The sequence below is a fragment of the Variovorax sp. RTB1 genome (assembly GCF_035018765.1).
Lineage (GTDB): Bacteria > Pseudomonadota > Gammaproteobacteria > Burkholderiales > Burkholderiaceae_C > Variovorax.
In genome coordinates this window covers 1-25,096 of the sequence record NZ_JASJXG010000048.1, presented here as the reverse complement: position 1 = coordinate 25,096, position 25,096 = coordinate 1, and the positions used below count along the sequence as shown (strand labels likewise).

The window sequence follows — 25,096 nt, the reverse complement described above, 5'->3', positions numbered from 1 at the left end:
AAATCAGTAGCGCGGCACGGCAGCGTCGTGCTGGGCCGACCAGGCGTCGATGCCGCCTGCCACGTTGGCCACCTCGGCAAGGCCGCTCTGGCTCAGGAAGGCGGCCACCCGCTGGCTGCGTGCACCGTGATGGCAGAGGCACGCGATGCGCTGGCCTTCGTCGAGTTCAGCCAGGCGCGCGGGCACTTCGTTCATCGGGATCGCCAGCAGCGTGAAGCCTTGAGGCGCGACGCTCGCGGTTTGCAGTTCCCATGGCTCGCGCACGTCGAGCAATACCGGCGTTGCGTCCGCGTTCTGTGCGAACCATGCAGCGAGATCAGACGGGCGTACTTGGTCGATCATTTGTCGGTCGCCTCGATCGGGTTCAAAAAGAAAAGCGCGAAGGCTCGGGGAAGTTGAGCAGGCGTGGTGCCACGGTGTCCCACGGCTGTGTCGTTTCCCACTTGCCTTCGCTCACGCGGGTGGCGAAATGGGCACGCATCATCGGCTCGTCGCCGACGATGGCTGCTATGCGACCGCCGACCTTGAGCGAGCCCAGCAGGTTCTGCGGCATGCGGGCCACAGATCCGCTCAGCACGATCACGTCGAAGCTCGGGCCGCTCGGCAGCGGTTTCGATCCGTCGGTATGGCGCACTTCGACATTGGTGATGCCGTTGCGAGCGAGCGTCGTCTTGGCGGCTTCGGCCAGCTCGCCATCGATCTCGAGCGTCAGCACTTGCGCAGCGCGGTGGGCCAGCAACGCGGCCATGAAACCGGAGCCGGTGCCGATCTCCAGCACCGACTCGTGCTTTTGAATGTGCAGGTCTTGCAGCATGCGGGCTTCGACCTTCGGCGACAGCATGAACTGGCCGGCGACGGAGCCGTCACGCAGCGGGATCTCCATGTCGAAGAAGGCAAGGGCGCGGTGCGCTCGCGGCACATAGTCTTCGCGCCGGATCGTGGCGAGCAGGTCGAGGATTTCGAGGTCGAGCACGTCCCAGGGGCGGATCTGCTGTTCGATCATGTTGAAGCGCAAGCGCTCCTGCGTCTGGGTGGGATTCATCATCTGTTTTTTCCTTGAGGGATCAGGGCAAACCCTCGATTTTAGGTGGCGTGGCTGGCAGGGCCGGTGCCGTCTTTGCCGATTTGTCCGCTACCGTGCCGCTCCAGCGGCGGCGCGCCCAGGCGGCAAGGTCGTCCATGTAGCAGTACACGACCGGCACCACCACCAGAGTGAGCAGCGAGGAGGTGATGACGCCACCGATCACGGCCTGGCCCATCGGCGCGCGCTGCTCCGAGCCTTCGCTGATCGCGAAGGCCAGTGGCACCATGCCGAAGATCATGGCCAGCGTGGTCATGAGGATGGGCCGCAACCGAACGCGGGCGGCCAGCAGCAATGCTTCTGCGCGCTCCAGGCCGGGCACTTCATGGCCTTCGGCATCGACGCCCGGCGCACGCGAGCGGATCGCGAAGTCCACCAGCAAAATCGCGTTCTTGGTGACGAGCCCCATCAGCATCACGATGCCGATGATCGAGAACATCGACAACGTCGAGTGGAACGTCAGCAACGCCAGCACCACGCCGATGAGCGTGAGCGGCAGGGCGGTCATCAGCGCCAGCGGCTGCAAGAAGCTCTTGAACTGGCTCGCCAGGATCATGTAGATGAAGATGATCGCGAGCGCCAGCGCAGACACGGCATAGGAAAACGACTCCTGCATGTTCTTGGTCGCGCCGCTGAACTGCCAGCCGTAGCCCGGTGGGAAAGCGATGCCCGCCAGCGCGGCCTTGACGTCGTTCGACACCTCGCCGGCCGAGCGGCCGTCGGTGTTTGCGTTGACGCTCACCTCGCGCGCCAGTGCACGGCGGTTGATCTGGTTCGGCCCGGTCGATTCGCGCACGTCGGCGACCTGGTTGAGTCGCACGATGCGGCTGGATCCGTCGGCGTTGCTGCCGGCGGCGGCGGTCACGAAAGGCAGGCGCTCCAGGTCGGCCGGCGAGTTGCGCACTTCAGGGGCGAGCCGCACGTTGACGTCGTAGGTCTGGTCGTCCGGCGCGCGCCAGTTGCCGACCGTGGTGCCGGCCACCAGCGTGCGCAGCGCGCTGGCGATCGGTGCCACGCCCAGGCCCAGGTCGGATGCCGCATCGCGCCGCACGACGACGCTCACCGTCGGCTTGTTCGGCTTCTGGCTGGAGTCGAGATCGACCAGGCCGGGGATGGTGCGGATGCGCTCCATCACGGTCTGGCTCAGGCGCGTGAGTTCCTGCAGATCCGGGCCTTGCAACGAGAACTCGACCGCCTTGTTGCCGCCGACCGAATCGCGCAGCCCCACGTGCGTGACCGTCATGCCCGGCACCGTACTCAGGCGCTGACGCAGCACCGCCGACATCTGGTCGACGCTGCGGCTGCGCGCTTTGCGATCGACCAGCCGCACGTAGATGCTGGCGTACATCTTTCCCTGCGCGTCGCCGGTGTTGATGGTCGAGAGCGTGTAGCGCACTTCGGGCATCTCGCGCAGGATGCCTTCGACCTGTCGTGCCTTGGCTTCGGTCACTTCGAGCGAGGAGCCGACCGGCGTGTAGAACGCGATCGCAGTTTCCGAGAAGTCGGCCTTGGGCACGAACTCGGTGCCGAGCAACGGCACCATGAAGATGCTGCCGACGAAGATGCCGAGTGCGATCAGCAGGGTGGTGAGCTTGTGCCCGAGCGACCACCGCAAGATGCTCTGGTAGCCCTCGGCCAGGCGCTCGGTCGATCGATCGAACCAGCCGGTGACACGGCCGATGGTGCGGTCGTAGAAAGTCACTGGCGGGCCGCGCCGGCCCTGCTTGTCGATGGACGGGTCGTGCCAGATGCTCGACAGCATCGGATCGAGCGTGAAACTCACGAACATCGAGATCAGCACCGCCGCGACGATCGTGATGCCGAACTCATGGAAGAACTTGCCGATGATCCCGCCCATGAAGCCGATCGGCAGGAACACGGCGACGATCGACAGCGTAGTGGCCAGCACCGCGAGCCCGATTTCCTGCGTGCCATCGAGCGCCGCGCGAAACGGCGTCTTGCCCATCTGTACGTGCCGCACGATGTTCTCGCGCACCACGATCGCGTCGTCGATCAGCAAGCCGACGCACAACGACAGCGCCATCAACGTGATCATGTTGATGGTGAAACCGAACATCGCCATGAACCAGAAGGTGCCGATCAACGCGATGGGCAAGGTGAGCCCGGTGATCACCGTCGAGCGCCACGAGTTCAAAAACAAAAAGACGATGAGCACGGTGAGCAGAGCGCCCTCGATCAGCGTTTGACGAACGTTCTCTACCGCCACCCGAATCGGCCGTGCCGCATCGCCGATGGGTTCGAGCCTGATGCCGGGCGGCAGTTGCGGCTGGATCTCGGCAATGGCTTTAACGAGGCCGTCCACCACGCCTATGGTGTTTTCGTCCTGCGCCTTTTGCACCGACAGCAGCAGCGTGCGCTGGCCGTTGTACAGCGCGAGGCTGTCGATCTCCTGTGCACCATCGCTCACCCGTGCGACCTGGTCGATGCGGATCGGCGCACCGCCCTTGCGCATCACGATGATCTTGCCGAAGTCTTCGGGCCGCTCCATGCGCGCGTCGATCTGCACCACGCGGTCTTGCTCGAGCGAACGCACCGAGCCGACCGGCAGCGCCTGGTTCTCGTTCCTCACCGCGTTGACGACTTGCTCGGTGCTGACGCCGAACGCCTCCATCGCCTGCGGATTGAGATAGAGGTTGATCTCGCGCTTGGTCCCGCCAACGAGCGTGACCGAGCCGACGCCGCGCACGTTTTCCAACCGCTTCTTCAACACCTGGTCGGCCCAGTTGGTGAGTTCGACAGCGCTGGGTTGTTTGCCGGTGGCGCCGTCCGGCAACACCGCGACCGACCACACCGCACGCGACGCCGGGTCGAAGCGCAGCACGCGCGGGTCTTTCACTTCGTCGCGAAACAGCGGACGCACCGCAGCGACTTTTTCGCGCACGTCGTCGGCCGCCTTGCGTCCATCGACATACAACTGGAACTCGATGATGACCACCGACATCCCCTCGTAGCTGCGCGAGGTGAGGGCGTTGATGCCGGCGATCGAATTCACGCCTTCTTCTACCTTCTTGGTGACTTCGCTCTCGACGATTTCAGGCGAGGCGCCGGGATATTCGGTGGTGATCACGACCACCGGAAAATCGATGTTGGGGAACTGGTCGACCTGCAGTCGCTGGTAGGAAAAGATGCCGAGCACCACCAGCGCGAGCATCAGCATCGTCGCGAAGACGGGGTTCCTGAGGCTGACGCGGGTGAACCACATGTCGGTCAGTTCGGCGCGGTGCCCGACGCCAGGCGAACCAAGGTGCCTTCGCGCAGCGGGCCGATCGTGCCGGCAACAACCAGGGTGCCGTCGTCCACGCCGGTCAACGCCACCATCGTCTGGCGGTCGACCTGGCCGCGCATTCCCGGTTGCACGGCGCGATGCACGATGCGCCCGTCGGCCACCATCTGCACGTACGGGGCCGGCTTGTCGATGCGCACAGCCGACAGTGGCAGCGCGAGCGCTGAACTGCGCCCGACGTCGATGCGGCCTTGCGCGAAGAGGCCCTGCCTGAACCCGGTAGCGCGGTCGAGCCGCAGGTAGACCAGCACACTGCGGCTGCCAGCCTGGGCGCTAGGGTTGACGCGTGCCACCGTGGCCCCGACCGTGCTGTCGGCGCCGGCAGCGTCGAGGCCGCTGCCTTCGATCTGCAACGTCGCGCGCTGACCGACGCGCACCGCGATCGAGTCGGCCGCGGCCAGCGTCGCCTCCACTTCGATATTGCGCAGGTCGACCACCTCGATCACGCGCGCATCGATGGCGACACGCTCTCCGGACTGCACCAGCCGTTGCGCGACCTGGCCGGCGATCGGGCTGCGCAGCACGGTGTCGGTGAGGGACTTGCGGGTGACGTCGACGGCCGCGAGCGCAGCCCGGTGCGTCGAGCGCGCCGCGTTCAGGTTCGATTGCGAGGTGTCGAGCGCGGTCTTCGAGATGAATCCCTGGTCGACCAGCGCCTTGTTGTTGTCGTACGAACGTTGAGCCACCTCGGCCTGCGCGCTGGCCGAGTCGGCCTGCTCCTGGGCTTGCCGCAAGCGCGATTCGTACTCGGTCGGCTCGATGCGGCCGATGATCTGGCCGGCCGTCACCGTGTCGCCTTCGCGTACCGTGAGGCCGGTCAGTTCGCCGGCAACGCGCGCCTTGACGGCGGCCGAATCGACGGCGCGCAAGGTGCCCGACACGGCAAGCGTCTGCGCCAGTTCGCGGCGTGCGACTCTGACGACATCGGCCGCGGCCAGCTGAACGACAGTCTCCGAAGGCGCCTTTGCGGCGACGGCCACCGTCTGAGCTTTGCGCGCACCGATCGCGCGGAACACGCCGCCCGCGACCAGCACGATGGCAAGCGTGGCAATTCCCCACTTCATGCCGCGATTCATGGCGCGCTCCGCTGGGTGGCGGAAAGCCCGTGCAACACCGTCTCGGCCTGCAGCGCGATGTACTTTTCAGGGTCGAGAGGCACTTCTCCGTCGATGCAAATGCTGCTCGAGTGCTTCGACAGCATCAGGAAAATCATCGGCGCGACGATGGTGTAGATCGCCAGCCCGACATCGACGGGCGCGAACTCACCGCTGTCGATGCCGCGCTGCAGGATGCGTCGCAGCAAGTCGTGGCCCGGCAGCACGACTTCTCGCCGGTAGAAGGCGGCAAGCTCCGGAAAGTTGTTGCCCTCGCTCACCATGAGCTTGGTCAGGCCCGACGCCTTGGTCGCCCCGACGCGCTCCCACCAGATTCGCATGCAGTAGCGCAACATGTCGGCGGTGCTGCCCTCGAAGGTTTTGAACTCCTGGTTCCACTCGGTGAAGCGGCCCGCCAGGTTCTCGACCACGACCGCTTTGAAGAGCTCTTCCTTGCTCGGAAAATAAAGGAAGAGGGTGCCCTTGGAAACACCGGCGCGGGCCGCCACTTCTTCGGATCTCGTCGCGGCGAAGCCCTTTTCGACGAACAGGTCGAGTGCCGCTTCGAGCAGTTCGCCCGGTCGCGCTTCCTTCCGACGCTCGCGCTTGCCCCGAATCGGGCAGATCTTGTCGGTGAAAAAGCGGGGAGAGGGCATCGAGAAATTGCAAATTAACGTTAATGACTAACGGGTTAGTAATGTAGTGACCGCCCTTCAAACCGTCAAGAAGCCACAATGTCATCCATGTCCACCTCCATCGACCCATCTACCAAAACCGAAACCGAAACCATCGTGCTGGGCGGCGGCTGCTTCTGGTGCACCGAAGCGGTCTTCGACCGGGTGCAAGGCGTCGTCGACGTCGAATCCGGTTACTGCAACGGCCAGACGATCAACCCGACGTATGAGCAGGTCTGCACTGGGCGCACCGGCAATGTCGAAGTGGTCAAGGTCGTCTTCGACACCGCGCAGATCAGCCTGCGCGAGATCCTCGAGATCTTCTTCGTCATCCACGACCCGACGACGCTGAACCGCCAGGGCAACGATGCCGGCACGCAGTACCGCAGCGGCATCTACTACACGAGCGATGCGCAAAAGCAGGTGGCCGATGGCGTGATTCGCGAAATCGGCGAGAGCAAGACTTACCGCTCGCCCTTGGTGACCGAGGTCGAGCCGCTTGCGAACTATTCGACGGCCGAGGCTTACCACCAGGAGTATTTCGTGAACAACCCGAACCAGGGCTACTGCGCTTTCGTGGTCGGCCCTAAAGTCGAGAAGTTCCAGAAGACCTTTGCTTCGAAGGTGAAGGGTTGAGTCTTTCGGCCGAGTTCTGACTTTTATCCCTGTGCATTTACTGCGTCTGTCCCGTTTGCCGCGCCTAAGCGCGAACCCGCTTATCGCCGTCTTGCTGGCGGTAGCGCTTTGGTTCGCGTCGACGATGGGGCTGGTGCATGGCGTGGTGCACGTGCCGGGCGCGCCGCAGGCCACTGACGAGGCAACGAAGGCTCCCGCTGCTTCAGCCGTTGCAAGACAGTCCGTCGCCAAGGCCGTTCGCACCGCTCACTTCACCGGCTTCGCAGCGCTCTTTGCCGATCACGCGGACGGCGACGCGCAATGCCGTTTGTACGACCAGCTTTCCCACGGGCCGGCGGCCATCGCCGTACCTTTGATCGTTCTGCCGTTGGTCTTGCCGACGGCCACGTTCGACTTCTTTCAGGGCGAAGTTCTCGCCCGCTGGGTCGCGCTGTTTCAAGCGCGCGGTCCACCTTCTTCTCGCTGAATCCCTGCTTTCGGTTCCGGCGGCTGCCGCACGCGTTCAGCGTGCGTGCGCCTGCTGGCTTCCTTTCGATTCAACGAGCTTCTCAATTTCATGACCCCTTCTTTTCGTCGTGGCGCCATCGGCGCCGCTGTCTCCTTGCTCGCCGCCTCGGCGGCCTACGCGCAATCTGAAACGACCCCTAACGCGGCGCCCACGCTGCAGGAAATCACCGTCACCGGCAACCCGCTCGGCGCCACGGATTCGATCGCACCCACCGCCTCGCTCAAAGGCGATGCCTTGTTGCTGCGTTCGCAGTCCACGCTCGGCGAAACGCTCGACGGGCTGCCCGGCGTGAGCAGCAGTTACTTCGGCCCCAACGCGAGCCGGCCGATCATCCGTGGCCAGGACGGCGACCGCATCCGCATCCTGCAGAACGGCGGCGGCGCGCCCGATGCGTCGGCTCTGAGCTACGACCATGCGGTGCCGGTCGATGCACTGGTGACCGACCGCATCGAGGTGTTGCGCGGCCCCTCGGCACTGCAGTACGGCGGCAGCGCGGTCGGCGGTGTCGTCAACGTCATCGACAACCGCATTCCGACCGAACCTTTCGATGCCGAGGGCAGCTTCGGCGGCCGGGCCGACTTGGGCTATTCGACCGGCAACCGGGAGAAGAACGGCGGCGTCGTCCTCGAAGGCGGCAACGATCGCTACGTGTTGCACGTCGACGCCTTCGATCGTGAGTCGGGCGATGTCTCGGTGCCGATCGAACTGCAATGCAGCAAGCCGGGTTCACCGGGTCTGGCGCGCCGCATCTGCAACTCGGCCAACCAGGCGCATGGTGGCGCCATCGGCGGCACGCTGTTCTTCGACCAGGTCTGGATCGGTGCCTCCGCCAGCACCTACCGCAGCACCTACGGCACCGTGGCCGAAGACGACGTGACCATCGGCATGAAGTCGGATCGCTACGCGCTGGAAGGCGAGTGGCGGCCGGGTGGCTTCTTCACCAGCGTGCACGCCAAGCTGAGCCACACGGACTATCGCCACACGGAATTCGAAGGTGCCACGGCCGGCACCACCTTCGCCAACAAGAGCAACGACTTCAGGCTCGAAGCCAAGCATCAGAAAATCGGCAACTTCGAAGGCCTGATCGGCTTCAGCAGCGAGAGCAACCGCTTCTCTGCCGATGGCGAAGAAGCCTTCGCGCCGAACAGCCGCACGCGGGCCAACGCCATCTTTCTGCATGAAGAACTGGGCACGTCGTGGGGCCGCCTGAGCTTCGGTGCGCGCGCCGAGCAAGTGAAGGTGACGTCGCTGGGCTACCCGGAGGACCCGAGCGTGACGCGCTTCGCGATCGGCGAGCGCGACTTCAACCCGCACAGTGCGGCACTGGGGGCGCTGGTCAATCTCGCACCGCAGTGGCAACTGACATCGAACCTCGCGTACACCGAGCGTGCACCGAAGGACTACGAGCTCTTCGCCAACGGCCCGCACGTCGCGACCGCCGCATGGGAGGTCGGCGATCCATCGCTCAAGAAAGAGAAGTCGACCGGCCTGGACATCGGTGCGCAATGGAAGTCGGGCCCGAACACGGCACGCGTCAATGCGTACGTCACGCGCTTCCAGAACTACATCGGCCTGACCTCGACCGGGCGCGAACTCGACGCAGATGGCAACGTATTGGCCTTGCCTGGCACACCGGATGCGCTCGCCGAGTACGCCTACAACGGCGTGCGCGCGCGCTTCACCGGCATCGAGGCCAACGGCAATCTGCGGCTGCTGGGCACCGACGGTTTCTCGAAGATGAACGACGGCTCGACCCTCGATCTCGAATGGCGTGGTGACTTGGTTCGCGCGATCAATACCGACACCGGCGAGCCCTTGCCGCGCATCGCACCCGTGCGCGTCGGCGGCACGCTGGCGTATGGCAACGGACCGTGGGGTGCGCGTGTCGGTTTCGACTACAACGCCGCACAGCACCGCGTGCCGGAAATGGGCGCCCGCGAGACCGACGCCTACACCTTGTGGAATGCGGCGCTCACGTACCGCATGAAAGTCGACCGCGCCAACCTCACCTGGTACGCGCGCCTCGACAATATCACCAACAAGCTGGCGTACAGCGCGACGTCGATCCTGACGACGACGGTGTACCCCAATGCGCCGTTGCCGGGACGGACGTTGAAGGTCGGGCTGCGCGCGACGTTCTGACGTCCGCGCCTAGGCTTTCGCGGATGCGGGAGCCGGGTGCCCGCTCACCCTGCTTCCCGCATCCCGCGGCAAGCCCACCGCATCCACCAGCGCCAGCAGCGCCACCGCGGTGACGAGCCCGAAGGCGATGCGAAAGTCCTGCACGCCGGGCGCACCGGCATGCCCGGTAAAGCGCTCGGCGATGCTCAGCCCGATCGCTCCAAACGCGATGCCGACGCCTGCGCTTGCCTGTTGGAACATGCTGAAAAGCGTGGTCGCGCCGCTGGTCTGCGCCGGCGTGGTGTCGCAGAAGGCCAGCGTGTTGATGGCGGTGAACTGCATCGACCGGCACATGCCGCTTAACACCAGCACCGCCGCCATGACCGCGACCGGCGTGTCGGCAGAAAACGCCATGAGCGCCGCGAAACCGAGCGCCACCAACAGGCCGTTGAAGAGCAGCGTGCCACGAAACCCCAGCCGCCGCATGACGAAGCTGGTGGCCGGCTTCATGCCGAGGTTGCCGCCGAACATCGCCAGCATCATGAAGCCCGAGGCGACCATGCTGAAGCCAAAAGCCAGCTGAAACATCAGCGGCAGCAAAAACGGCGCGCTGCTGATCGCGATGCGAAAGAGCGATCCGCCGAACACCGACACCCTGAAGGTCTGCACGCCGAAGGCCGACAGGTCGACCAGCGGATGCGCCGTGCGCCGCAGGTGCCAGAGCGCGAAGCCCAGCGAGGCCGCACCACCCGCCGCCAACGCGCCGGCGAAGAGCCAGTCGATGGGCGTGTGGCTCATCAGCTCCAGCCCGTACATCAGGGCCGCCAGGCCGAACCCGCTGGCGGCGAAACCGGTCCAGTCGAACGGGCGCAGCTTGCCGGGCGCGTCGTCGATCCAGCGCAGCGCCAGCACGATCGCGATCGCACCGAGCGGCACGTTCAAAAAGAAGATCCAGTGCCAGCTCCAGGTGCTGGCGATCCAGCCGCCCAGCGGCGGCCCGAGCACCGGCGCCGCCAGGCCGGGCCAGGTGATCGTCGCGATGGCTTTGACCAGGCCGCTCTTGGGCGTGCTGCGCAATACCACCAGCCGGCCCACCGGCACCATCAGCGCGCCGCCGATGCCCTGCACGATGCGCGCGGCCACGAACACCGGCAGGCTCTGTGCCATGCCGCATGCCACCGAGGCCAGCGTGAACAGCAGCACCGCGCCGGCAAAGACGGAGCGCGGACCGAAGCGGTCGGCCACCCAGCCGCTCATCGGGATGAACACCGCCAGCGCCAGCAGGTAGGCGCTGATGCCGATCGACAGGTTCACCGGCAACACGCCGAAGCTCTGCGCCATGGCGGGCACCGCCGTCGTGATGACGGTCGCATCGAGGTTCTCCATGAAGAAGGCCGCGGCGACGAGAAATGCGATGAGGCGGCCGCGGCGGGCGTTGTCGGCGGGACTGACGTCCGGCGCCGGACTCTCGGAAGGGGGCGAAATCATGAGTGACCGAGCATAGCCATCCGAAAGCGCCTCGACCCGAAAAGCGCTTTAACCTCGGCACCAGATTCCTTAAGGCACTCCCACGATGTCCGCTTCTCCATTCGAACCCACCGATCCGCCCGACAACAGCGGCATGCGCAAAGGCCTGACCAGCTACGGCGACCAGGGCTTTTCGCTGTTCCTGCGCAAGGCCTTCATCAAGGGCGCGGGCTTCACCGATGCCGCGCTCGACCGCCCGGTGATCGGCATCACCAACACCGGCAGCGCCTACAACCCGTGCCACGGCAATGCACCGCAGCTGATCGAAGCGGTCAAGCGCGGCGTGATGCTGGCGGGCGGCCTGCCGATGGACTTCCCGACCATATCGGTACACGAGAGCTTTGCCGCGCCGACCAGCATGTACCTGCGCAATCTGATGTCGATGGACACCGAGGAGATGGTGCGCGCTCAGCCGATGGACGCGGTGGTGCTGATCGGCGGCTGCGACAAGACCGTGCCGGCGCAGTTGATGGGCGCGGCATCGGCCAACATCCCGTCGATCCAGCTCATCACCGGCTCGATGCTGACCGGCAGCCATCGTGGCGAGCGCGTCGGTGCCTGCACCGACTGCCGTCGCTACTGGGGCAAGTACCGCGCCGAAGAGGTCGATGCCGAAGAGATCGCGGACGTCAACGATCAGCTGGTCGCCAGCGTCGGCACCTGCTCGGTGATGGGCACGGCCAGCACCATGGCCTGCATCGCCGAAGCCCTGGGCATGACGATGCCTGGGGGCGCCTCGCCACCGGCCGTCACGGCCGACCGCATTCGCATCGCCGAGCAGACCGGCGCGCAGGCGGTTCAGATGGCACGCGACGGGCTGACCATCGACAAGGTGCTGACGCCCGATGCCTTCGAGAACGCGATGCGCGTATTGCTCGCCATCGGCGGCTCGACCAACGGCATCGTCCACCTGACCGCCATCGCTGGCCGCATGGGGCTGGAGATCGACCTGGCGGCGCTCGACCGCATGGGCCGCGAGACGCCGGTGCTGCTCGACCTGAAGCCTTCGGGCCAGCACTACATGGAAGACTTTCATCACGCCGGTGGCATGGCGACGCTGCTGCGCGAACTCAAGCCGTTGCTCAAGCTCGATGCAATGACCGTGACCGGCCGCACGCTGGGCGAAGAGATCGAGCGCTCAGGTCCCGGCTTCAAGCAAGACGTGGTGCGCAGTGCGCGCAACCCGATCTATCCGCAAGGCGGTATCGCCGTGTTGCGCGGCAACCTGGCGCCCGGCGGCGCGATCATCAAGCAGTCGGCAGCCGACCCCAAGCTGATGGAGCACGAGGGCAGGGCGGTGGTGTTCGAGAACATCGAAGACCTGGTGACGCGCATCGATCGCGACGATCTGGACGTCACTGCAGAAGACATCCTGGTGCTGAAGAACATCGGCCCCAAGGGTGCTCCCGGCATGCCCGAAGCCGGCTACATCCCGATCCCGCGCAAGCTGGCGCGCGCTGGCGTGAAGGACATCGTGCGCATATCCGATGGGCGCATGAGCGGCACCGCCTTCGGCACCATCGTGCTGCACGTCACGCCGGAATCGGCCATCGGCGGGCCGCTGGCTTATGTGCAAAACGGCGACCGCATTCGCCTGAGCGTGACGAACCGCGAGATCGCATTGCTGGTGTCCGACGAAGAGTTGGCGCGGCGCGCGGCAGCGTCGCCGGTGATCGAGCCGACCGCTGCGCGCGGCTACAAGAAGCTCTTCTTGCAGAGCGTGACGCAGGCCGACCAGGGCGTCGATTTCGACTTCCTGCGCGCGCCGAAGATGATGGGCAAGGTGCCGCGATAACGCCTGACTGTTTCCAGTGAACGCCTCCGTCTTCTCCTCGCTGCTGCCCGTCGTCCTGCTGATCGCCTGCGGCTACATGGCAGGCAAGCGGCGCTGGGTCGGCGCTGCGTCGGTCAAGGATCTTTCGAACCTGATCTTTCTGTTGCTGGCCCCGGCGCTGTTGTTCCGCGCGATGAGTACCGTGCATGTCGAGCAGCTCAGCCTGCGGCCGGTGGCTGCGTACTTCGTCGGTGCGGGGCTGATCTTCGCGGGCACGCTGGTGTGGCGCGGTTTCAATCGCACGGCGGCGGTGCTCGCGCTGGCCAACACCTACAGCAACACCGTGATGATCGGTATCGCGCTGATCGGCTTGGCCTACGGACCCGAAGGCATGGTGGTGCTGCTCACGTTGATCTCGTTGCACTCGCTGGTGTTAATGACCAGCGCGACCATCGTGCTCGAACTCGCGGTGGCGCACGAGCACGCGACGATCAGCGGTGCCGAGCGTCGCTCGATGGCGCACACGGTGGGTCGGGCGCTCTTCAACGCTGTCATTCATCCGGTGCCGCTGCCGATCATCGCGGGCCTGTTGTGGGCGCAGACCGGTCTCACCCTGCCCGCGGCCATCGACACGCCCATCGCGCTGCTCGGCGCTGCGTTCAGTCCGGTCGCGCTGGTGATGGTCGGCATCACGCTGGCGCTGACGCCTGTCGGCATGCACTGGCGTGGCGCGCTGGTGCAGGCGACCATCAAGAACATCGTGCATCCGGCGCTGGTGGCGGGGCTCGGGCTGTTGTTCGGCTTGCGCGGCTTGCCATTGACCGTGATGGTGGTTGCTGCGGCGTTGCCGATCGGCGCCAACGTGTTCCTGTTCTCGCAACGCTACAAGACGGCGGAAGAGCTGGTGACGGCCAGTGTGGTGGTGTCGACCGGGCTCGCGTTGGTGACGCTGTCGCTGGTGATGGCGCTGGTCGGGCGGCTCTGAGGAGAAGGCGCCTATGTCTTTCGGCAAGCTGGCCGTTTGTGGAAGTGGCGCCGCAGCGCGGTCAACCTACAGTGGCGGTCAATGTGAGATCGGGTGCATCTTGATGGGCGTCGAACGATCGGTTTCGACCTTGATTCGAACCGGGCTGATGGGGGCGGGCGTGTGGCTCGGCGCCATCGGCTGCGTGGCCGCGGCCGCGGCCGATAACCCGGTACGGCCAACGCCACCGGATGCGCCCTGTCGAACGCCGTGTCTCTCGAGCGCCGCACCGCCGTCACGTGAAGCGCCGAAGCGCGACGAGCCCAAGGTCGCTGCCCGCCCGTCGGTTCAGAAGGGGACGGCCACCGAACGCAAAACCCAGCCTGCCAGGCCACCGCGTTGCAGTGACATCACGATGCGCACCGCACTCGGTGAACCGGTGACGGTCGAAGAAAACGAATTCCTGAAAAAGCAGTGCCCGTAAGGCTGGCCGCTTACCGGTTTACCGGTTGCTCACCGGGCGTTCAAGGCGCGAGCCGTTCTCGCACCCACGCGTCCGGCTGGCGACGATAGCGCAGGCGGTCGTGCAGCCGGCTGCGGCGGCCTTGCCAGAACTCCCATTGCTCGGGCACCAGCCGATAGCCGCCCCAATGCGGCGGGCGCGGAGGCGAGAGCAAATGTTTGGCGGCAGCGAGCGCCGCGTTCTTGACAAGGACATCACGGCCGCTGATCACTTCGCTTTGCGGGCTGGCCCAGGCCCCGATACGCGAGTCGAGCGGCCGACTGGCGAAGTACGCGTCGCTCTCTTCGGCGCTGATTTTTTCGACGGTGCCTTCGATGCGCACGACGCGCTCCAGCTCGACCCAGTGAAACTGCAGCGCCGCATACGGATTGCCAGCGATCTCCTGGCCCTTGCGACTCTGGTAATTGGTGTACCAGACGATGCCACGCGCGTCGTAGCCCTTGATGAGCACGATGCGGGTCGATGGCCTCAGGTCGCCTCCGACGGTGGCCAGCGTCATCGCATTCGGCTCCGGCACCTTCGAATCGATTGCCTCGGCGAGCCAGCGCTCGAACTGCATCAGCGGCTCGCCGGCACTGTGGGTTTCGTCGAGTTCGGCACGCTCGTAGCTTTTGCGAAGTGAGGCGAGGTCGGCGTTGGGCGAGGTCATGCCGGCATTGTTGCGCAAGCTGTCTGCGCGCATGGATACTGGCGGGCGATGACCTTCCTCGCGTCGCTTCCCCCGGATCGCCTCCCCACCGTGATCGTGCTGGCGTCCGGGCGTGGCGAGCGCTTCCGCGCGGCCGGTGGTGTCGGCTCCAAGCTGCAATCCGCACTGGCAGGGCAGCCCGTGCTGGCGCACACGCTCGACGCGGTTCGCGCCAGCGGGCTGCCCTGGCATCTGGAAGACGTCGGTCATCCGGGCATGGGCGATTCGATCGCGGCCGCAGTGCGCGCTACCAGCGATGCGGCCGGCTGGTTGATCCTGCCGGGCGATCTGCCGCTGGTGCAATCGACGACGCTGCGTGCAGTGGCGGCTGCGTTGTCGGCAGCGGTGCACGCGGCACAACCGCGCTTTCGTGGCGAGCGCGGCCATCCGGTCGGCTTCGCTGCGGCGTGCTTCGCGCAACTCTCGGCACTCGAAGGCAACCTTGGCGCGGCGCCCGTGCTGCGAGCACTGCGCGCGGCGGGGGCAGTGGTCGATGTGGAAGTCGAAGACATCGGCATCGTCACCGACGTCGATACGCCCGACGCGCTGGCGCAAGCCGAACGCCTGCTGCTCGCACGCCGCGCCGGCTAGCTGCGCGTGACGATCGCGCAGGCGATGCGCGGTCCCGAGTTGCCGGACGGCTGCGTCGTGAAGTCGTCGCGATCGCGATGCACGATCAAGGCACGGCCGACGACGTTGTTGTCGGCGCCTTCGGTCATCGACAGCGAGTGGTCGTCGACCGAGAAGCGGGCGACGCCTGCAGCATCCGCCACCAGGCTCGGCAGCTCGCCTGCGTGGCTGCCCGGTGCGCCGAACTTTCCATGCGTGACGCCGGTCGGGTTGAAATGTCCTCCCGATGCATCTCCGTTGTTGGCGCAGTCGCCCTTTTCATGGATGTGGAAGCCGTGCTCGCTTCCCGGCGCCAGTCCGCGCACTTCGCCCTTGATGCGCACGCCGTGATCGAGCGTGCTGAACACCACCGTGCCCATCGTCGGGTTGGGGTTGATGGCGGCAGTCGGCACCAGGTTGGCGACCGCGCCGGGCCTGTTGCCACCCATGCTCCCGCAAGCCGTGAGCACGACCGCCGTGCTGATCGAGAGCGACCACACGGCGCAAGAGCGTACGGAGGGCCGTACTGCGGATGAAATACAGGCGAAGCGAAGATTCATGAAGGTTCCTGGTCGGAATTGGAGGAATTGGAAGGTGACTCGTTGTATAGCCGCATTGCCGCCCCGCCGCCATCGGTGCCGGCCGCGACTTCTTCTGCAGCGAGCTTGATCAGACGGGCCAATGCCGCATCGTGGATGGCGTGGCGCTGCAGTTCCTGCAAGGTCTGCTGCGCATAGTCGAGCGAGCTGCCGTAGCGCCCTACCGCACTGGAAAAGATCTCGCGATAGCGCGCGTCGCTCAGCTCGCCGGTGAAGTTGGGGCTGCGGCGAGACAGCGTGAAAGCCAGCGCGCGCACTGTGCCGCCAGGCGTTACGCAATCGAGCCAGCGCGGGTCGTAGACACCCGTCGGCATCTCGCGCAGCCAGAGGCGGCCCAGTGTTTCGAGCGCATCCGACTGCGGGATGCGAAACGCCATGCCGCGACAACTGCCGCCCGACAGCAGGCCGAACACCAGGCCGGGGTTTTCCGGCGTGCCGCGGTTTACGCGGCTCCACATCTTCAGCGCCCGATGCCAGCCGTGCACACGGGCCGGTCGGCGCTCCGCAAAGTCGAAGTCGGGTCGCCAGATCAGCGAGCCATAGCCATACACCCAGAAATCCTGGCGCCCGCCCCATTCGTGGATCACGCGATCGAGCATCGGCTTGGGGTCGCGCAACGGTCGTGGCAGCGGGTCGAGTCCGGGAGGGCCGGGGTTGCCAACTACAATTTCAGGGTCATGGTTCACCGCACCATTATTTACCGCCCCCTTTCCTATGGAGACAGACCCATGGCATCCAGCGCCGACGACGACAGCCTGCAAAACCTGATTCTCGGCCTGCTCTTTGGACTCATCGCACTCGTCATCTTCCTGCTGGTCGGCATCGTGATCTGGCACAAGGGGCACAGCGCCAAACCGGCTAAATCGGGCGGCGCGCCTGTCGCGGCGATGGTGGCGCCTGCCGCAGCTGCAGTGCCGCCCATCGCGGTTGTCACCGAGACCGTGACGGTGACGATCCCCGACGGCGCCAGCGTCAACGTCGGCGCCGACGGTGTGGTCGCCTTCTACTTCGCCACCGGCAGCGCCGATCTGGCACCGGGCGCCGCCGAGGCACTGGCTGCGGTCATCAAGGGCGTGCAGGGCGGTCGCAAGGCGGTGATTTCCGGCTACCACGACACCACGGGCGATGCCGCCGTCAACGAGCAACTCGCCAAGAAGCGCGCGGAGATGGTTCGCGACGTGCTGACCGGGCTGGGCGTGCCGGCCGCCAAGGTCGATCTGCAAAAGCCGGGCGAGACGGCGGGCTCGGGCAACAACGCCGAAGCGCGCCGGGTCGAGGTCAAGCTGGTCGACTAGCCGCCACCGCGCAAAATCCTATCGACATCAAGCCCGGCGATACCGGGCTTTTTCATTGGCTCTTGGTACCATGAGTTTTCCCCATTGCGATGAAACTCATGACGACGCATACCACTGTCACCGAGGTCACCGACCGCATCCGGGAGCGCAGCAAGGCCACGCGCACGGCCTATCTACAGCGACTCACCGAGACCCGCGACCGCGATCGCGGCGCCGAACGCATGGGGTGCGCCAATGTGGCCCATGCGGTCGCCGGCATCCCGGCCAACGACAAGTTCAGGGTGGTGACCGAGCGCGCACCCAACATCGGCATCGTCACGGCTTATAACGACATGCTGTCGGCCCACGCGCCGTACCAGACCTACCCGGACATCATCAAGAACGAAGCCCGCAAGCTGGGCGCCACGGCGCAGGTGGCGGGCGGCGTGCCGGCCATGTGCGACGGCGTAACGCAGGGCACGCCCGGCATGGAACTGAGCCTGTTCAGTCGCGACCTCATCGCGATGAGCACCGCGGTTGCGCTGACCCACGACATGTTCGATTGCGCGCTGCTGCTCGGCGTGTGCGACAAGATCGTGCCCGGCCTGTTGATCGGCGCGCTGCACTTCGGCCACTTGCCGACGGTCTTCGTGCCGGCGGGACCAATGGCGTCTGGCATGTCGAACACCGCGAAGTCGAAAGTGCGGGAGCAGGCTGCGCAGGGGCTGGTCGGGCGCAAGGGGCTGATGGAGGCCGAGATGGCGGCCTATCACTCGGTCGGTACCTGCACCTTCTACGGCACCGCCAACAGCAACCAGATGCTGCTCGAAGCCATGGGCCTGCACGTGCCCGGCACGGCGTTCATCCAGCCCGGCGATGCGATGCGCGAAACGCTCACGCGCGAGGCGGTTCGCACGGTGCTCGGCCGTGCTGGCGACACCGGGGCCGCTGCGTTCGCCACGCCGCCGATCGGCGTCATGGTGGACGAGCGTTGCATCGTCAACGCCATGGCCGCCTTGCTCGCGACCGGCGGTTCGACCAACCACCTGATCCACTGGGTCGCGGTAGCGCGTTCCGCCGGCATCGTGATCGACTGGGACGACTTTTCCCGGCTCTCCGACGTGATTCCGCTGTTGACACGCGTCTATCCGAACGGCAGCGCCGACGTCAATGAATTCCAGGCCGCCGGCGGCCCCGGCTTCGTCATCGGCGAGCTCGTCGATGGCGGACTCATGCACGCCGACGTGCTCACCGTGCGCTCCGGCGGCATACGCGAGTTCGCGAACATCCCGACGCTGGCCGATGGCGAACACAAGCTGTCATGGAGCGCGGCGGCACCCTCCAAAAACGATGCGGTCGCGCGGCCGGTCGGCGCACCTTTCAGCGCTACTGGCGGCTTGAAGTTGTTGAACGGCAACCTCGGCCGGAGCGTGATCAAGGTGTCGGCAGTGTCCGATGACCGGCATGTCGTCGAAGCGCCGGCGCGCGTGTTCGATTCGCAGGCCGCATTGCAGCAGGCCTTCACTGCCGGCGAACTCGATCGCGACGTGATCTGCGTCGTGCGCTGGCAAGGCCCAAAGGCCAATGGCATGCCCGAGCTGCACAAGCTGACGCCGCCGCTGTCGGTGCTGCAAGGCAAGGGATTCAAGGTCGCACTGGTCACCGACGGTCGCATGAGCGGCGCCTCGGGCAAGGTGCCGGCGGCCATCCATGTGTCGCCCGAAGCAGCCGCCGGTGGTCCGATCGCCAAGGTGCGCGATGGCGACTTGATCCGGCTCGATGCGGTCGCAGGCACACTGGCCGTGCTGCTGCCCGACGACGAATGGGCCGAGCGCGAAGTCGCGACGCTTTCCGATGCGCAACGCACCGCCGACGGTCACGGCCTGGGCCGTGAATTGTTCGCCGGCATGCGGCGCAATGCTTTGACTGCTGAAGAAGGAGCCTGCTCATGGCTGTAACAGACAAACTCACCGCCCTCGACGTGATGCGCGACGCACCGGTCATTCCGGTCATCGTGCTGCACGATGTCAAAGACGCCATCCCGCTGGCGCGTGCACTGGTGGCCGGCGGCATCCGCATGCTGGAGGTCACGCTGCGCACGCCGCAGGCGCTGCAATGCATCGAAGCCATCGCCAAGGACGTGCCTGAAGCGGTGGCGGGTGCCGGCACCATTCGAAGTGCCGCCGATGCACAGGCGTCGGCGCTTGCGGGTGCCAGGTTCGGCGTGAGCCCTGGCTACACGCGGTCGGTCGGCAAGGCCTGTCGCGACCTGGGCTTGCCTTTGCTGCCCGGCGTCGCGACCGGCAGCGAAATCATGACGGCGCAGGAAGACGGGTACACCCAGCTCAAGTTTTTCCCGGCGCTTCAGGCAGGTGGCTTGCCGATGCTGAAGGCGTGGCAAGGCCCGTTCGGCGACGTCACCTTCTGCCCGACCGGCGGCATCCACGCGGGCAATGCGGCGGAGTTTCTGGCGCTGTCGAACGTGGCTTGCGTCGGCGGTTCGTGGATCGTGCCGGCCGAGGCGATTCGCGAAGGCAATTGGGCATTGATCGAACAATTGGCGCGCGCCGCCACCACGCTGGCACGCTCGGCGGCATGACCGCCGCTCTGGCAGGTTCCGGTCAGAGCGGAGGTGCGGAGTTGGCCGATCTGAAGGTCATCGCTTTCGATGTCTTCGGCACCGTGGTCGACTGGCACAGCGGTATCGCTGCCGAGGCCGAGCGCTTGCTGCCGGGTGTCGATGGTGGCGCGTTCGCGCTGGCGTGGCGCGCGGGCTACCAGCCGGCGATGAAGAGCGTGATGGAGCGCATGGCGAGCGACGTCGGTCATGGGGGTGGTACCGGTGGCTTCACTCTGCTCGACGAATTGCACATGAGCATCCTCGAAGGCGTGCTGCGGGACTTCGGCCAGACCGATGTCGACCCGGCCCTCCGTCGCGAGTTGAACCGAGCCTGGCACCGCTTGCCAGCGTGGCCCGACGCAGTCGCGGGCCTCACGCGGCTGAAGAAGAAGTACATCATCTGCACGCTGTCGAACGGCAACATCGGCTTGCTGACCGAAATGGCGAAGGGGGCAGGATTGCCCTGGGACTGCGTGCTTTCGGCCGAAGTCTTCAAGGCCTACAAGCCCGACCCGCGCACCTACCTCGGCGTGGCGGCGGTGTTCGATGTCGTTCCCGGGCATGTGATGCTCGCGGCGGCGCACCACGACGACCTGGCCGCGGCGCGCGCCTGCGGCCTGAAGACCGGGTACATCGAGCGTCCGAACGAGTTCGGCGCGGCGCGGCCCAAGGACGTTTCAGCGCAGCCCGACAACTCGCTGCACGCGCGAGACATCGGCGCGCTGGCTGATTTGCTGGGCTGTTGAGCCGCTGGAGCTTCAGCGCAACCCGCCGCCGCTAGCGTCTTCCTTGCGCTGGATCAGCCATCTGGTAGCGGTTGGCGGCAAGTTTGCAGTGCGGCTGTCCGAACTGCCATTGCCCATGAGGCTAGGTGCACATGAGTGACGACGCAGGTACCTTGGCAGTTCGGCGTTCGATGAGCCAGACATCGACCTGTCGACCGCGCACCGCGCGCACGACGAGCAGCGCGGTGCTGGCGGCGAGCATCCTGCTCGATTCGTTCCACATTGCAGCGCAAGACGCCACCCCGACGCCACCACCAGCATCGACTTGGCATCGTGGTGCTCGCTGTGCGTGGTCCATGGGCCCGAAGCTTGGGAAGGGGCAGAGTCCAAGCCCTTCACGCCAGCAAAAAAACGGGATGGCGACGCTTCGTAGGTCCACGGGGATCGGATGCCATCGAACTGATCGGGACCACCCGCCTCACACCGCGCCACAGCGTCCACGTCGTTCAATGGGAAGGCCAAATCCTGCTTATCGGTTGCAGCGACCAGACCATCGCGCTGTTGGCCGAGAGCACACCCAAGCCTGGTGCCGGCACGGGCCCGCTGGCGGATGCGTCGATGCCTGCTGACCGGAGTGGCGACGCATGAAGGCCCTGCGCGATTTCTTGACCGGCCTCGCACTGCTTGCGATGCTGCTGCTGAGCCCGTGGGCGCGTGCGGCACTCGAGCCTCGCGCCTTGCCCGTCGCCGAGTCGTTAGCGCGCTCCGCCGCACCTGCGACTGCGCCACGCAGCGCTAAGCCTGCGGCCACGGCGCTGGCCGTGCCCGCGCTGTCTTCCTTGGGCATTCGCTCGGGCTCATCACCCGGTATGTCGACGACGCCAGCCGACGAGACCTCGCAAGCGTTACGCATCGTGCTCGGCCTGACGGTGTTGGCCGTGCTGCCGGCGCTGGTGGTGTGCCTCACCAGCTTTATGCGCATCATCATCGTGCTGTCGATGCTGCGGCACGCGATCGGCATGAACGAGACGCCACCCAACACGGTGCTGATCGGCATCGCGCTCTTCCTGACGCTGTTCACCATGTCGCCGGTGTTGCAGAAGATCAACGACGACGCTTTCCAGCCCTTCATGGCCGGGGAGGTGGGCATGCAGGCCGGCTATGAAAAAGGCGTGCTCCCGCTGCGCGACTTCATGGTGCGACAAACACGGGAAGAAGACCTCGCATTGATGGTCGAACTGTCCAAGGCGCCCACACCCTCCAGCATGGCGGACATCGGCAACGTGCAGCTGGTGCCGGCCTTCATGCTGTCCGAACTGCGCGCCGCTTTTCAGATCGGCTTCGTCGTATTTCTACCGTTCCTGCTGATCGACCTGATCGTCTCGAGTGTGCTGATGGCACTCGGGATGATGATGATGCCGCCCACCACCATCGCGCTGCCAATCAAGATACTGATCTTCATTCTGATCGATGGATGGAGCTTGCTGCTGAAGGGGCTGGTCGGCAGTTTCCATTGAGCGCCGCTGTCGCAGCGTCGAGGCCAATGACAACCAACCGTGGTTGATCGAGCTTCGGGTCGGCAAGGGCAGACTAAACGAGTCGACCCTGCGTCCGATGAACTGCGATGCTGATCCTTCTTGCATCCTGTCTGGCGCTGGCGTTCATCGATACCGCGTGGGCCTGCGCCTGTTGGTTCCACTGCGCATACCGCCGCCGCGCCCGTAAGCCAAGGCGTCATCATCCGCGCAGGGCGGCGATCCTTGCCAGCGACAGTCCCGACAAGACGACGTCGCGCTTCGCACATTGGCGCAGCAAGCCAGAGTGGGCATGCAGGGAGGTGATCTACCTTGCATCACACGGTCGGAGTTGTCGCGAAATCGAGGCTTTGTTCAACCGGAAACATGGCGTCTACATGACGGTCGGCCATAGCTGGGTGGCCGACTACATCAAGGCTCTTTAAAGGTAAGCATGTCACGCATGGCCTGCTCCGACATTGGCGGCCTTGAGATTTTTGTCCATAGTTGCCTAACAATCATCGCCCATCCTCTAGAACCCGAGGCGCAGCGAAGGCTTTCTGACCGACGACGCCATCCAGCGGCTGCTGGAAGAAGCCATGTGCCGCCAGGCCGGACGCCGACTCATGCAAGTGGCCGAACGCCTGCACGCCGCCAACATCGAGCCGATGACCGAAGAAGAGGTCGACGCCGAGATCCAGGCCTCGCGCGCCGAGCGCCGCGCCCGTCAGGGCGAGCAACCCAAGCCACCACACGGCACCCAGTGACGTGAAGCTCGTCCTGGACACCAACATCGTCATCTCCGCGCTGATCTGGGGTAGCGAGCCCTACAAGCTGATCCGCGCCGCCACCGAAGGCGACATCGAGCTCTACACCTCTCCCGCGCTGCTGGCCGAACTGCAGGATCAGTTCACAACCTCTATCGTGAAGTCCCGCGACCTCGACGCCACAGCCCAGCCTGTTTGCAGGTCGCTCGATAAATCTCTGAGCGGCGTGCGTTGCTGGCGGTAGATATAGGCTGTGGCGGGGCCGCTGGGGAAGCCAACATTTTTAAGGATGGGCCTGAACACGATGCGAGAACCGTCCGAAGATTCCTCCGCAAAGGTATAGCGGCCATTGCCCCGGAGGTCCAAGTTATACGTATCGCTTGCCACCCCGGCCCGTGGCGGGCGGCGTTTTATGGCAATCGTCAGCTTCTCGCCTACGCGGTATAGCTTCGGCACCTCCACGACTTCAAGTTCCGGCAGCGCAAAGCTGTGCTTGATGATCTTGCTGGGAGTGCGCGTGAACTCGAAGGTCAGTAGATCATGCGGCACGGGGATGTTGCCGATGTATGAGACCAGCTCTTTCGGGTCGCGTTGCAACTCGATGCCGTTGACCTTGATGGAGGCGCCCGGGCGAAGCTCCACGTCTTTCTTTGCGTCGTAGAAGTAGAAGTCAGCCCGCACGAAGGTGCTGGACTGACTCTCGTTGTGAGTCATCACATAGACGGGCGTGATTTCGGAAGTGCCATCGTCCACCACCATCTTGGATTGCGCTTGGCTGTTTGTTGTCGTGATGGCAGTACAACCGCTCAGGCCACCAGCCAGAAGTAGCAGGCTCTCGCGTCGATTGATTGAACCCATGTGCTCACCTTCCTGGCGCCGTAGGCGTGCCGTACAGGCGCACATTGTTATACAGCGTCAAGCCGGAGACTTGCCCGCCCAACGGATTCTTGGTGGAGAAGAACAAGCCCGAGTTGCCCGGCACGTACTGGTAGCCAGGGCCCATGCCCTGGTAATTGAGCAGGTAGCCCGCAGCGTCGTGCGCAATGCCGTGGTTGGTCACCACTTCGATGCCACCCGCGGCAGCGAGGGCCGATGCGGAGGTGACTCGCACATTGCCCGCACCGGGTATGCCGCCCGTCGGGCTGAGCAAGGCGCCGAAGACCGGATCTAACCCACCCAGCGCATCGCCCACCATCTTGCCGAAGCGCAACTGCTCGATGGAGGCCATGTGCGCGCTGTTGTCGGGAAGGCCGTTGGCAGCGCTCATGGACAGAAGGGGGACGCGGTGCTCGTTTTTGTTCAGTTCATCGAAGGAACCAGTTTTTTGCCCTGCCGCCAAGGCAGCTCTTTCTGCATCGTTGCGAAGGTCCAACATGGTCTGGTAGTCACTCGCAGCTCGATCTGCGTCGATGCCGCGCACCCGCACAACCGTTGCCAAGACATCACCCGTTTTGCTTTGGTCGTAAGGGATCCATTCACCCGTTGCCTTGTCGCGCTCGCCCTGCATCTTGGTCATGGCCGAAGCGAGTTCGGGGTCGCCTGCGCCTTGGATTTTCCAACTCGGCATGCCCGCCAAGTTTTCCAGCGTGTACACCTGCTTGGTACTGTCGATCACCGTGGGCTTCTTGGCGGCATCACTCGCCCGATCCATTTCATTGCGATAGTTCTTGCTGGTCGGATCGCGATCGTCGTCAATGGCGGGCTTGACTGCTCCCGTGTCTGCGACAGGCGTCATCTTCCAATCAGGCCCATACTCGCGCTGGCGCATGTTGTACGCCATGACCTCGGCATTGGTTGCCGAATCGCTGATGGTCGGCCCGCCGCTGGCCAACGCCCGATGCGTCATGCGGTCGTAGTAGACGTTGTCGCTCTGAAGGTCAGACCCATTGCGATAGCTGCTTTCGTACGCCGGGTTGTAGTTGTCGTCCTGAATATCCGAGCCGTTGCGGTAGTCCGCATCCGACCAAGGCCCGACGCCCTGGGCTTGCTGTCCGTTGGCCCCTGCGAGGCTGCCGCCCAATGCATTGCCAAAGGCGTCCGCAGCAATCTGTGTTGCACTCACGCGTCCCCCCCGCATCACCGCCACCGTGGCAC

General features: G+C 65.1%; 28 protein-coding genes. 16 read left to right on the top strand and 12 right to left on the bottom strand.

Annotated features, from left to right (window positions below):
- Positions 1-3: 3 nt before the first annotated feature.
- Genes QN397_RS22050 through QN397_RS22030 form a run of 5 tightly spaced genes read right to left on the bottom strand, consistent with a single transcriptional unit; the run spans position 4 to position 6,135 of the window.
- Positions 4-342: a rhodanese-like domain-containing protein gene (locus tag QN397_RS22050; protein ID WP_323498096.1), complete on the bottom strand. Its 339-nt coding sequence runs from the start codon at positions 340-342 to the stop codon at positions 4-6.
- A gap of 22 nt (positions 343-364) precedes the next feature.
- Positions 365-1,042: a protein-L-isoaspartate O-methyltransferase gene (locus QN397_RS22045; RefSeq protein ID WP_323498141.1), complete on the bottom strand. Its 678-nt coding sequence runs from the start codon at positions 1,040-1,042 to the stop codon at positions 365-367.
- Positions 1,043-1,064: 22 nt separating this feature from the next.
- Positions 1,065-4,304: an efflux RND transporter permease subunit gene (locus QN397_RS22040; protein ID WP_323498095.1), complete on the bottom strand. Its 3,240-nt coding sequence runs from the start codon at positions 4,302-4,304 to the stop codon at positions 1,065-1,067.
- Between the two features lie 5 nt (positions 4,305-4,309).
- Entirely contained in the window at positions 4,310-5,461 is a 1,152-nt protein-coding gene (locus QN397_RS22035) for an efflux RND transporter periplasmic adaptor subunit (RefSeq protein ID WP_323498094.1), read from the bottom strand.
- Entirely contained in the window at positions 5,458-6,135 is a 678-nt protein-coding gene (locus tag QN397_RS22030) for a TetR/AcrR family transcriptional regulator (RefSeq protein ID WP_323498093.1), read from the bottom strand. Before QN397_RS22030 ends, QN397_RS22035 begins: the two co-directional genes overlap by 4 nt.
- Positions 6,136-6,222: 87 nt before the next feature.
- Here QN397_RS22030 and msrA point away from each other — a divergent pair, with 87 nt between their 5' ends.
- The 3 genes from msrA to QN397_RS22015 all read left to right on the top strand — a co-directional run bounded on the left by msrA (position 6,223) and on the right by QN397_RS22015 (position 9,439).
- Positions 6,223-6,789, top strand: coding sequence for a peptide-methionine (S)-S-oxide reductase MsrA (msrA, locus tag QN397_RS22025; protein ID WP_323498092.1), 567 nt, complete (start codon positions 6,223-6,225; stop codon positions 6,787-6,789).
- Positions 6,790-6,820: 31 nt separating this feature from the next.
- Positions 6,821-7,255 (top strand): hypothetical protein, encoded by a 435-nt coding sequence (locus tag QN397_RS22020; RefSeq protein ID WP_323498090.1) that lies wholly within the window; start codon positions 6,821-6,823, stop codon positions 7,253-7,255.
- Between the two features lie 90 nt (positions 7,256-7,345).
- The gene (locus QN397_RS22015) at positions 7,346-9,439 is read left to right on the top strand and encodes a TonB-dependent receptor (protein WP_323498089.1); all 2,094 of its coding nucleotides are present in this window, start codon (positions 7,346-7,348) and stop codon (positions 9,437-9,439) included.
- Between the two features lie 9 nt (positions 9,440-9,448).
- Here the strand turns inward: QN397_RS22015 and QN397_RS22010 are convergent, their stop codons facing one another.
- A complete protein-coding gene (locus QN397_RS22010) occupies positions 9,449-10,906 on the bottom strand; it encodes an MFS transporter (protein ID WP_323498088.1) in 1,458 nt (485 codons plus the stop codon).
- Between the two features lie 85 nt (positions 10,907-10,991).
- Here QN397_RS22010 and QN397_RS22005 point away from each other — a divergent pair, with 85 nt between their 5' ends.
- From QN397_RS22005 to QN397_RS21995, 3 genes are all read left to right on the top strand, one after another.
- Positions 10,992-12,740, top strand: a complete 1,749-nt coding sequence (locus QN397_RS22005) for an IlvD/Edd family dehydratase (RefSeq protein ID WP_323498087.1) — start codon at positions 10,992-10,994, stop codon at positions 12,738-12,740.
- Between the two features lie 16 nt (positions 12,741-12,756).
- Positions 12,757-13,704 (top strand): AEC family transporter, encoded by a 948-nt coding sequence (locus QN397_RS22000; RefSeq protein ID WP_323498086.1) that lies wholly within the window; start codon positions 12,757-12,759, stop codon positions 13,702-13,704.
- Between the two features lie 103 nt (positions 13,705-13,807).
- Entirely contained in the window at positions 13,808-14,167 is a 360-nt protein-coding gene (locus tag QN397_RS21995; RefSeq protein WP_323498085.1) for a hypothetical protein, read from the top strand.
- 40 nt (positions 14,168-14,207) lie between these two features.
- On the opposite strand, the gene pdxH is transcribed toward QN397_RS21995, so the two are convergent.
- Positions 14,208-14,888 (bottom strand): pyridoxamine 5'-phosphate oxidase, encoded by a 681-nt coding sequence (pdxH, locus tag QN397_RS21990; RefSeq protein WP_416352208.1) that lies wholly within the window; start codon positions 14,886-14,888, stop codon positions 14,208-14,210.
- 15 nt (positions 14,889-14,903) lie between these two features.
- On the opposite strand from pdxH, the gene QN397_RS21985 reads away from it, so the two are divergent.
- Positions 14,904-15,485: a nucleotidyltransferase family protein gene (locus QN397_RS21985; protein WP_323498084.1), complete on the top strand. Its 582-nt coding sequence runs from the start codon at positions 14,904-14,906 to the stop codon at positions 15,483-15,485.
- Here the strand turns inward: QN397_RS21985 and QN397_RS21980 are convergent.
- Together QN397_RS21980 and QN397_RS21975 are read right to left on the bottom strand one after the other, a co-directional pair.
- Positions 15,482-15,952, bottom strand: a complete 471-nt coding sequence (locus QN397_RS21980; RefSeq protein ID WP_323498139.1) for a superoxide dismutase family protein — start codon at positions 15,950-15,952, stop codon at positions 15,482-15,484. The genes QN397_RS21985 and QN397_RS21980 overlap by 4 nt on opposite strands.
- A gap of 107 nt (positions 15,953-16,059) precedes the next feature.
- On the bottom strand, positions 16,060-16,788 hold the full coding sequence (locus tag QN397_RS21975; RefSeq protein ID WP_323498083.1) for a gamma-glutamylcyclotransferase: 729 nt from the start codon (positions 16,786-16,788) through the stop codon (positions 16,060-16,062).
- A 42-nt stretch (positions 16,789-16,830) separates the two neighbouring features.
- On the opposite strand from QN397_RS21975, the gene QN397_RS21970 reads away from it, so the two are divergent.
- The 4 genes from QN397_RS21970 (at position 16,831) to QN397_RS21955 (ending at position 20,742) form a co-directional block, all read left to right on the top strand.
- Positions 16,831-17,397: an OmpA family protein gene (locus QN397_RS21970; RefSeq protein ID WP_323498082.1), complete on the top strand. Its 567-nt coding sequence runs from the start codon at positions 16,831-16,833 to the stop codon at positions 17,395-17,397.
- 98 nt (positions 17,398-17,495) lie between these two features.
- Entirely contained in the window at positions 17,496-19,334 is a 1,839-nt protein-coding gene (gene edd / locus QN397_RS21965; protein WP_323498080.1) for a phosphogluconate dehydratase, read from the top strand.
- Positions 19,325-19,975 carry a bifunctional 4-hydroxy-2-oxoglutarate aldolase/2-dehydro-3-deoxy-phosphogluconate aldolase gene (eda, locus tag QN397_RS21960; protein WP_323498079.1) on the top strand — a complete coding sequence of 217 codons (651 nt, stop codon included), beginning with the start codon at positions 19,325-19,327 and terminating at the stop codon, positions 19,973-19,975. Before edd ends, eda begins: the two co-directional genes overlap by 10 nt.
- Positions 19,972-20,742, top strand: coding sequence for a haloacid dehalogenase type II (locus tag QN397_RS21955; RefSeq protein WP_323498078.1), 771 nt, complete (start codon positions 19,972-19,974; stop codon positions 20,740-20,742). The genes eda and QN397_RS21955 overlap by 4 nt, the downstream gene beginning before the upstream one ends.
- A gap of 121 nt (positions 20,743-20,863) precedes the next feature.
- Here the strand turns inward: QN397_RS21955 and QN397_RS21950 are convergent, their stop codons facing one another.
- Positions 20,864-21,079, bottom strand: a complete 216-nt coding sequence (locus QN397_RS21950) for a hypothetical protein (RefSeq protein ID WP_323501929.1) — start codon at positions 21,077-21,079, stop codon at positions 20,864-20,866.
- Here QN397_RS21950 and QN397_RS26790 point away from each other — a divergent pair.
- The 5 genes from QN397_RS26790 (at position 21,055) to QN397_RS26785 (ending at position 23,246) form a co-directional block, all read left to right on the top strand.
- Complete coding sequence (locus tag QN397_RS26790; protein WP_416352207.1) at positions 21,055-21,369, top strand: flagellar biosynthetic protein FliO; 315 nt, start codon at positions 21,055-21,057, stop codon at positions 21,367-21,369. The two genes, QN397_RS21950 and QN397_RS26790, sit on opposite strands and share 25 nt — an antisense overlap.
- On the top strand, positions 21,366-22,238 hold the full coding sequence (gene fliP / locus QN397_RS21945; protein WP_323498077.1) for a flagellar type III secretion system pore protein FliP: 873 nt from the start codon (positions 21,366-21,368) through the stop codon (positions 22,236-22,238). Before QN397_RS26790 ends, fliP begins: the two co-directional genes overlap by 4 nt.
- A 107-nt stretch (positions 22,239-22,345) precedes the next feature.
- On the top strand, positions 22,346-22,681 hold the full coding sequence (locus QN397_RS21940) for a hypothetical protein (RefSeq protein WP_323498075.1): 336 nt from the start codon (positions 22,346-22,348) through the stop codon (positions 22,679-22,681).
- Positions 22,682-22,861: 180 nt separating this feature from the next.
- Positions 22,862-23,002: a hypothetical protein gene (locus tag QN397_RS21935; RefSeq protein ID WP_323498074.1), complete on the top strand. Its 141-nt coding sequence runs from the start codon at positions 22,862-22,864 to the stop codon at positions 23,000-23,002.
- Between the two features lies 1 nt (position 23,003).
- Positions 23,004-23,246 carry a putative toxin-antitoxin system toxin component, PIN family gene (locus QN397_RS26785; RefSeq protein WP_416352206.1) on the top strand — a complete coding sequence of 81 codons (243 nt, stop codon included), beginning with the start codon at positions 23,004-23,006 and terminating at the stop codon, positions 23,244-23,246.
- Here QN397_RS26785 and QN397_RS21930 read toward each other — a convergent pair.
- Together QN397_RS21930 and QN397_RS21925 are read right to left on the bottom strand one after the other, a co-directional pair.
- Positions 23,141-23,860, bottom strand: coding sequence for a hypothetical protein (locus QN397_RS21930; protein WP_323498073.1), 720 nt, complete (start codon positions 23,858-23,860; stop codon positions 23,141-23,143). The genes QN397_RS26785 and QN397_RS21930 overlap by 106 nt on opposite strands.
- Positions 23,861-23,864: 4 nt before the next feature.
- A partial coding sequence (locus tag QN397_RS21925) for a hypothetical protein (protein ID WP_323501928.1) occupies positions 23,865-25,096 on the bottom strand: 1,232 nt, incomplete at its 5' end.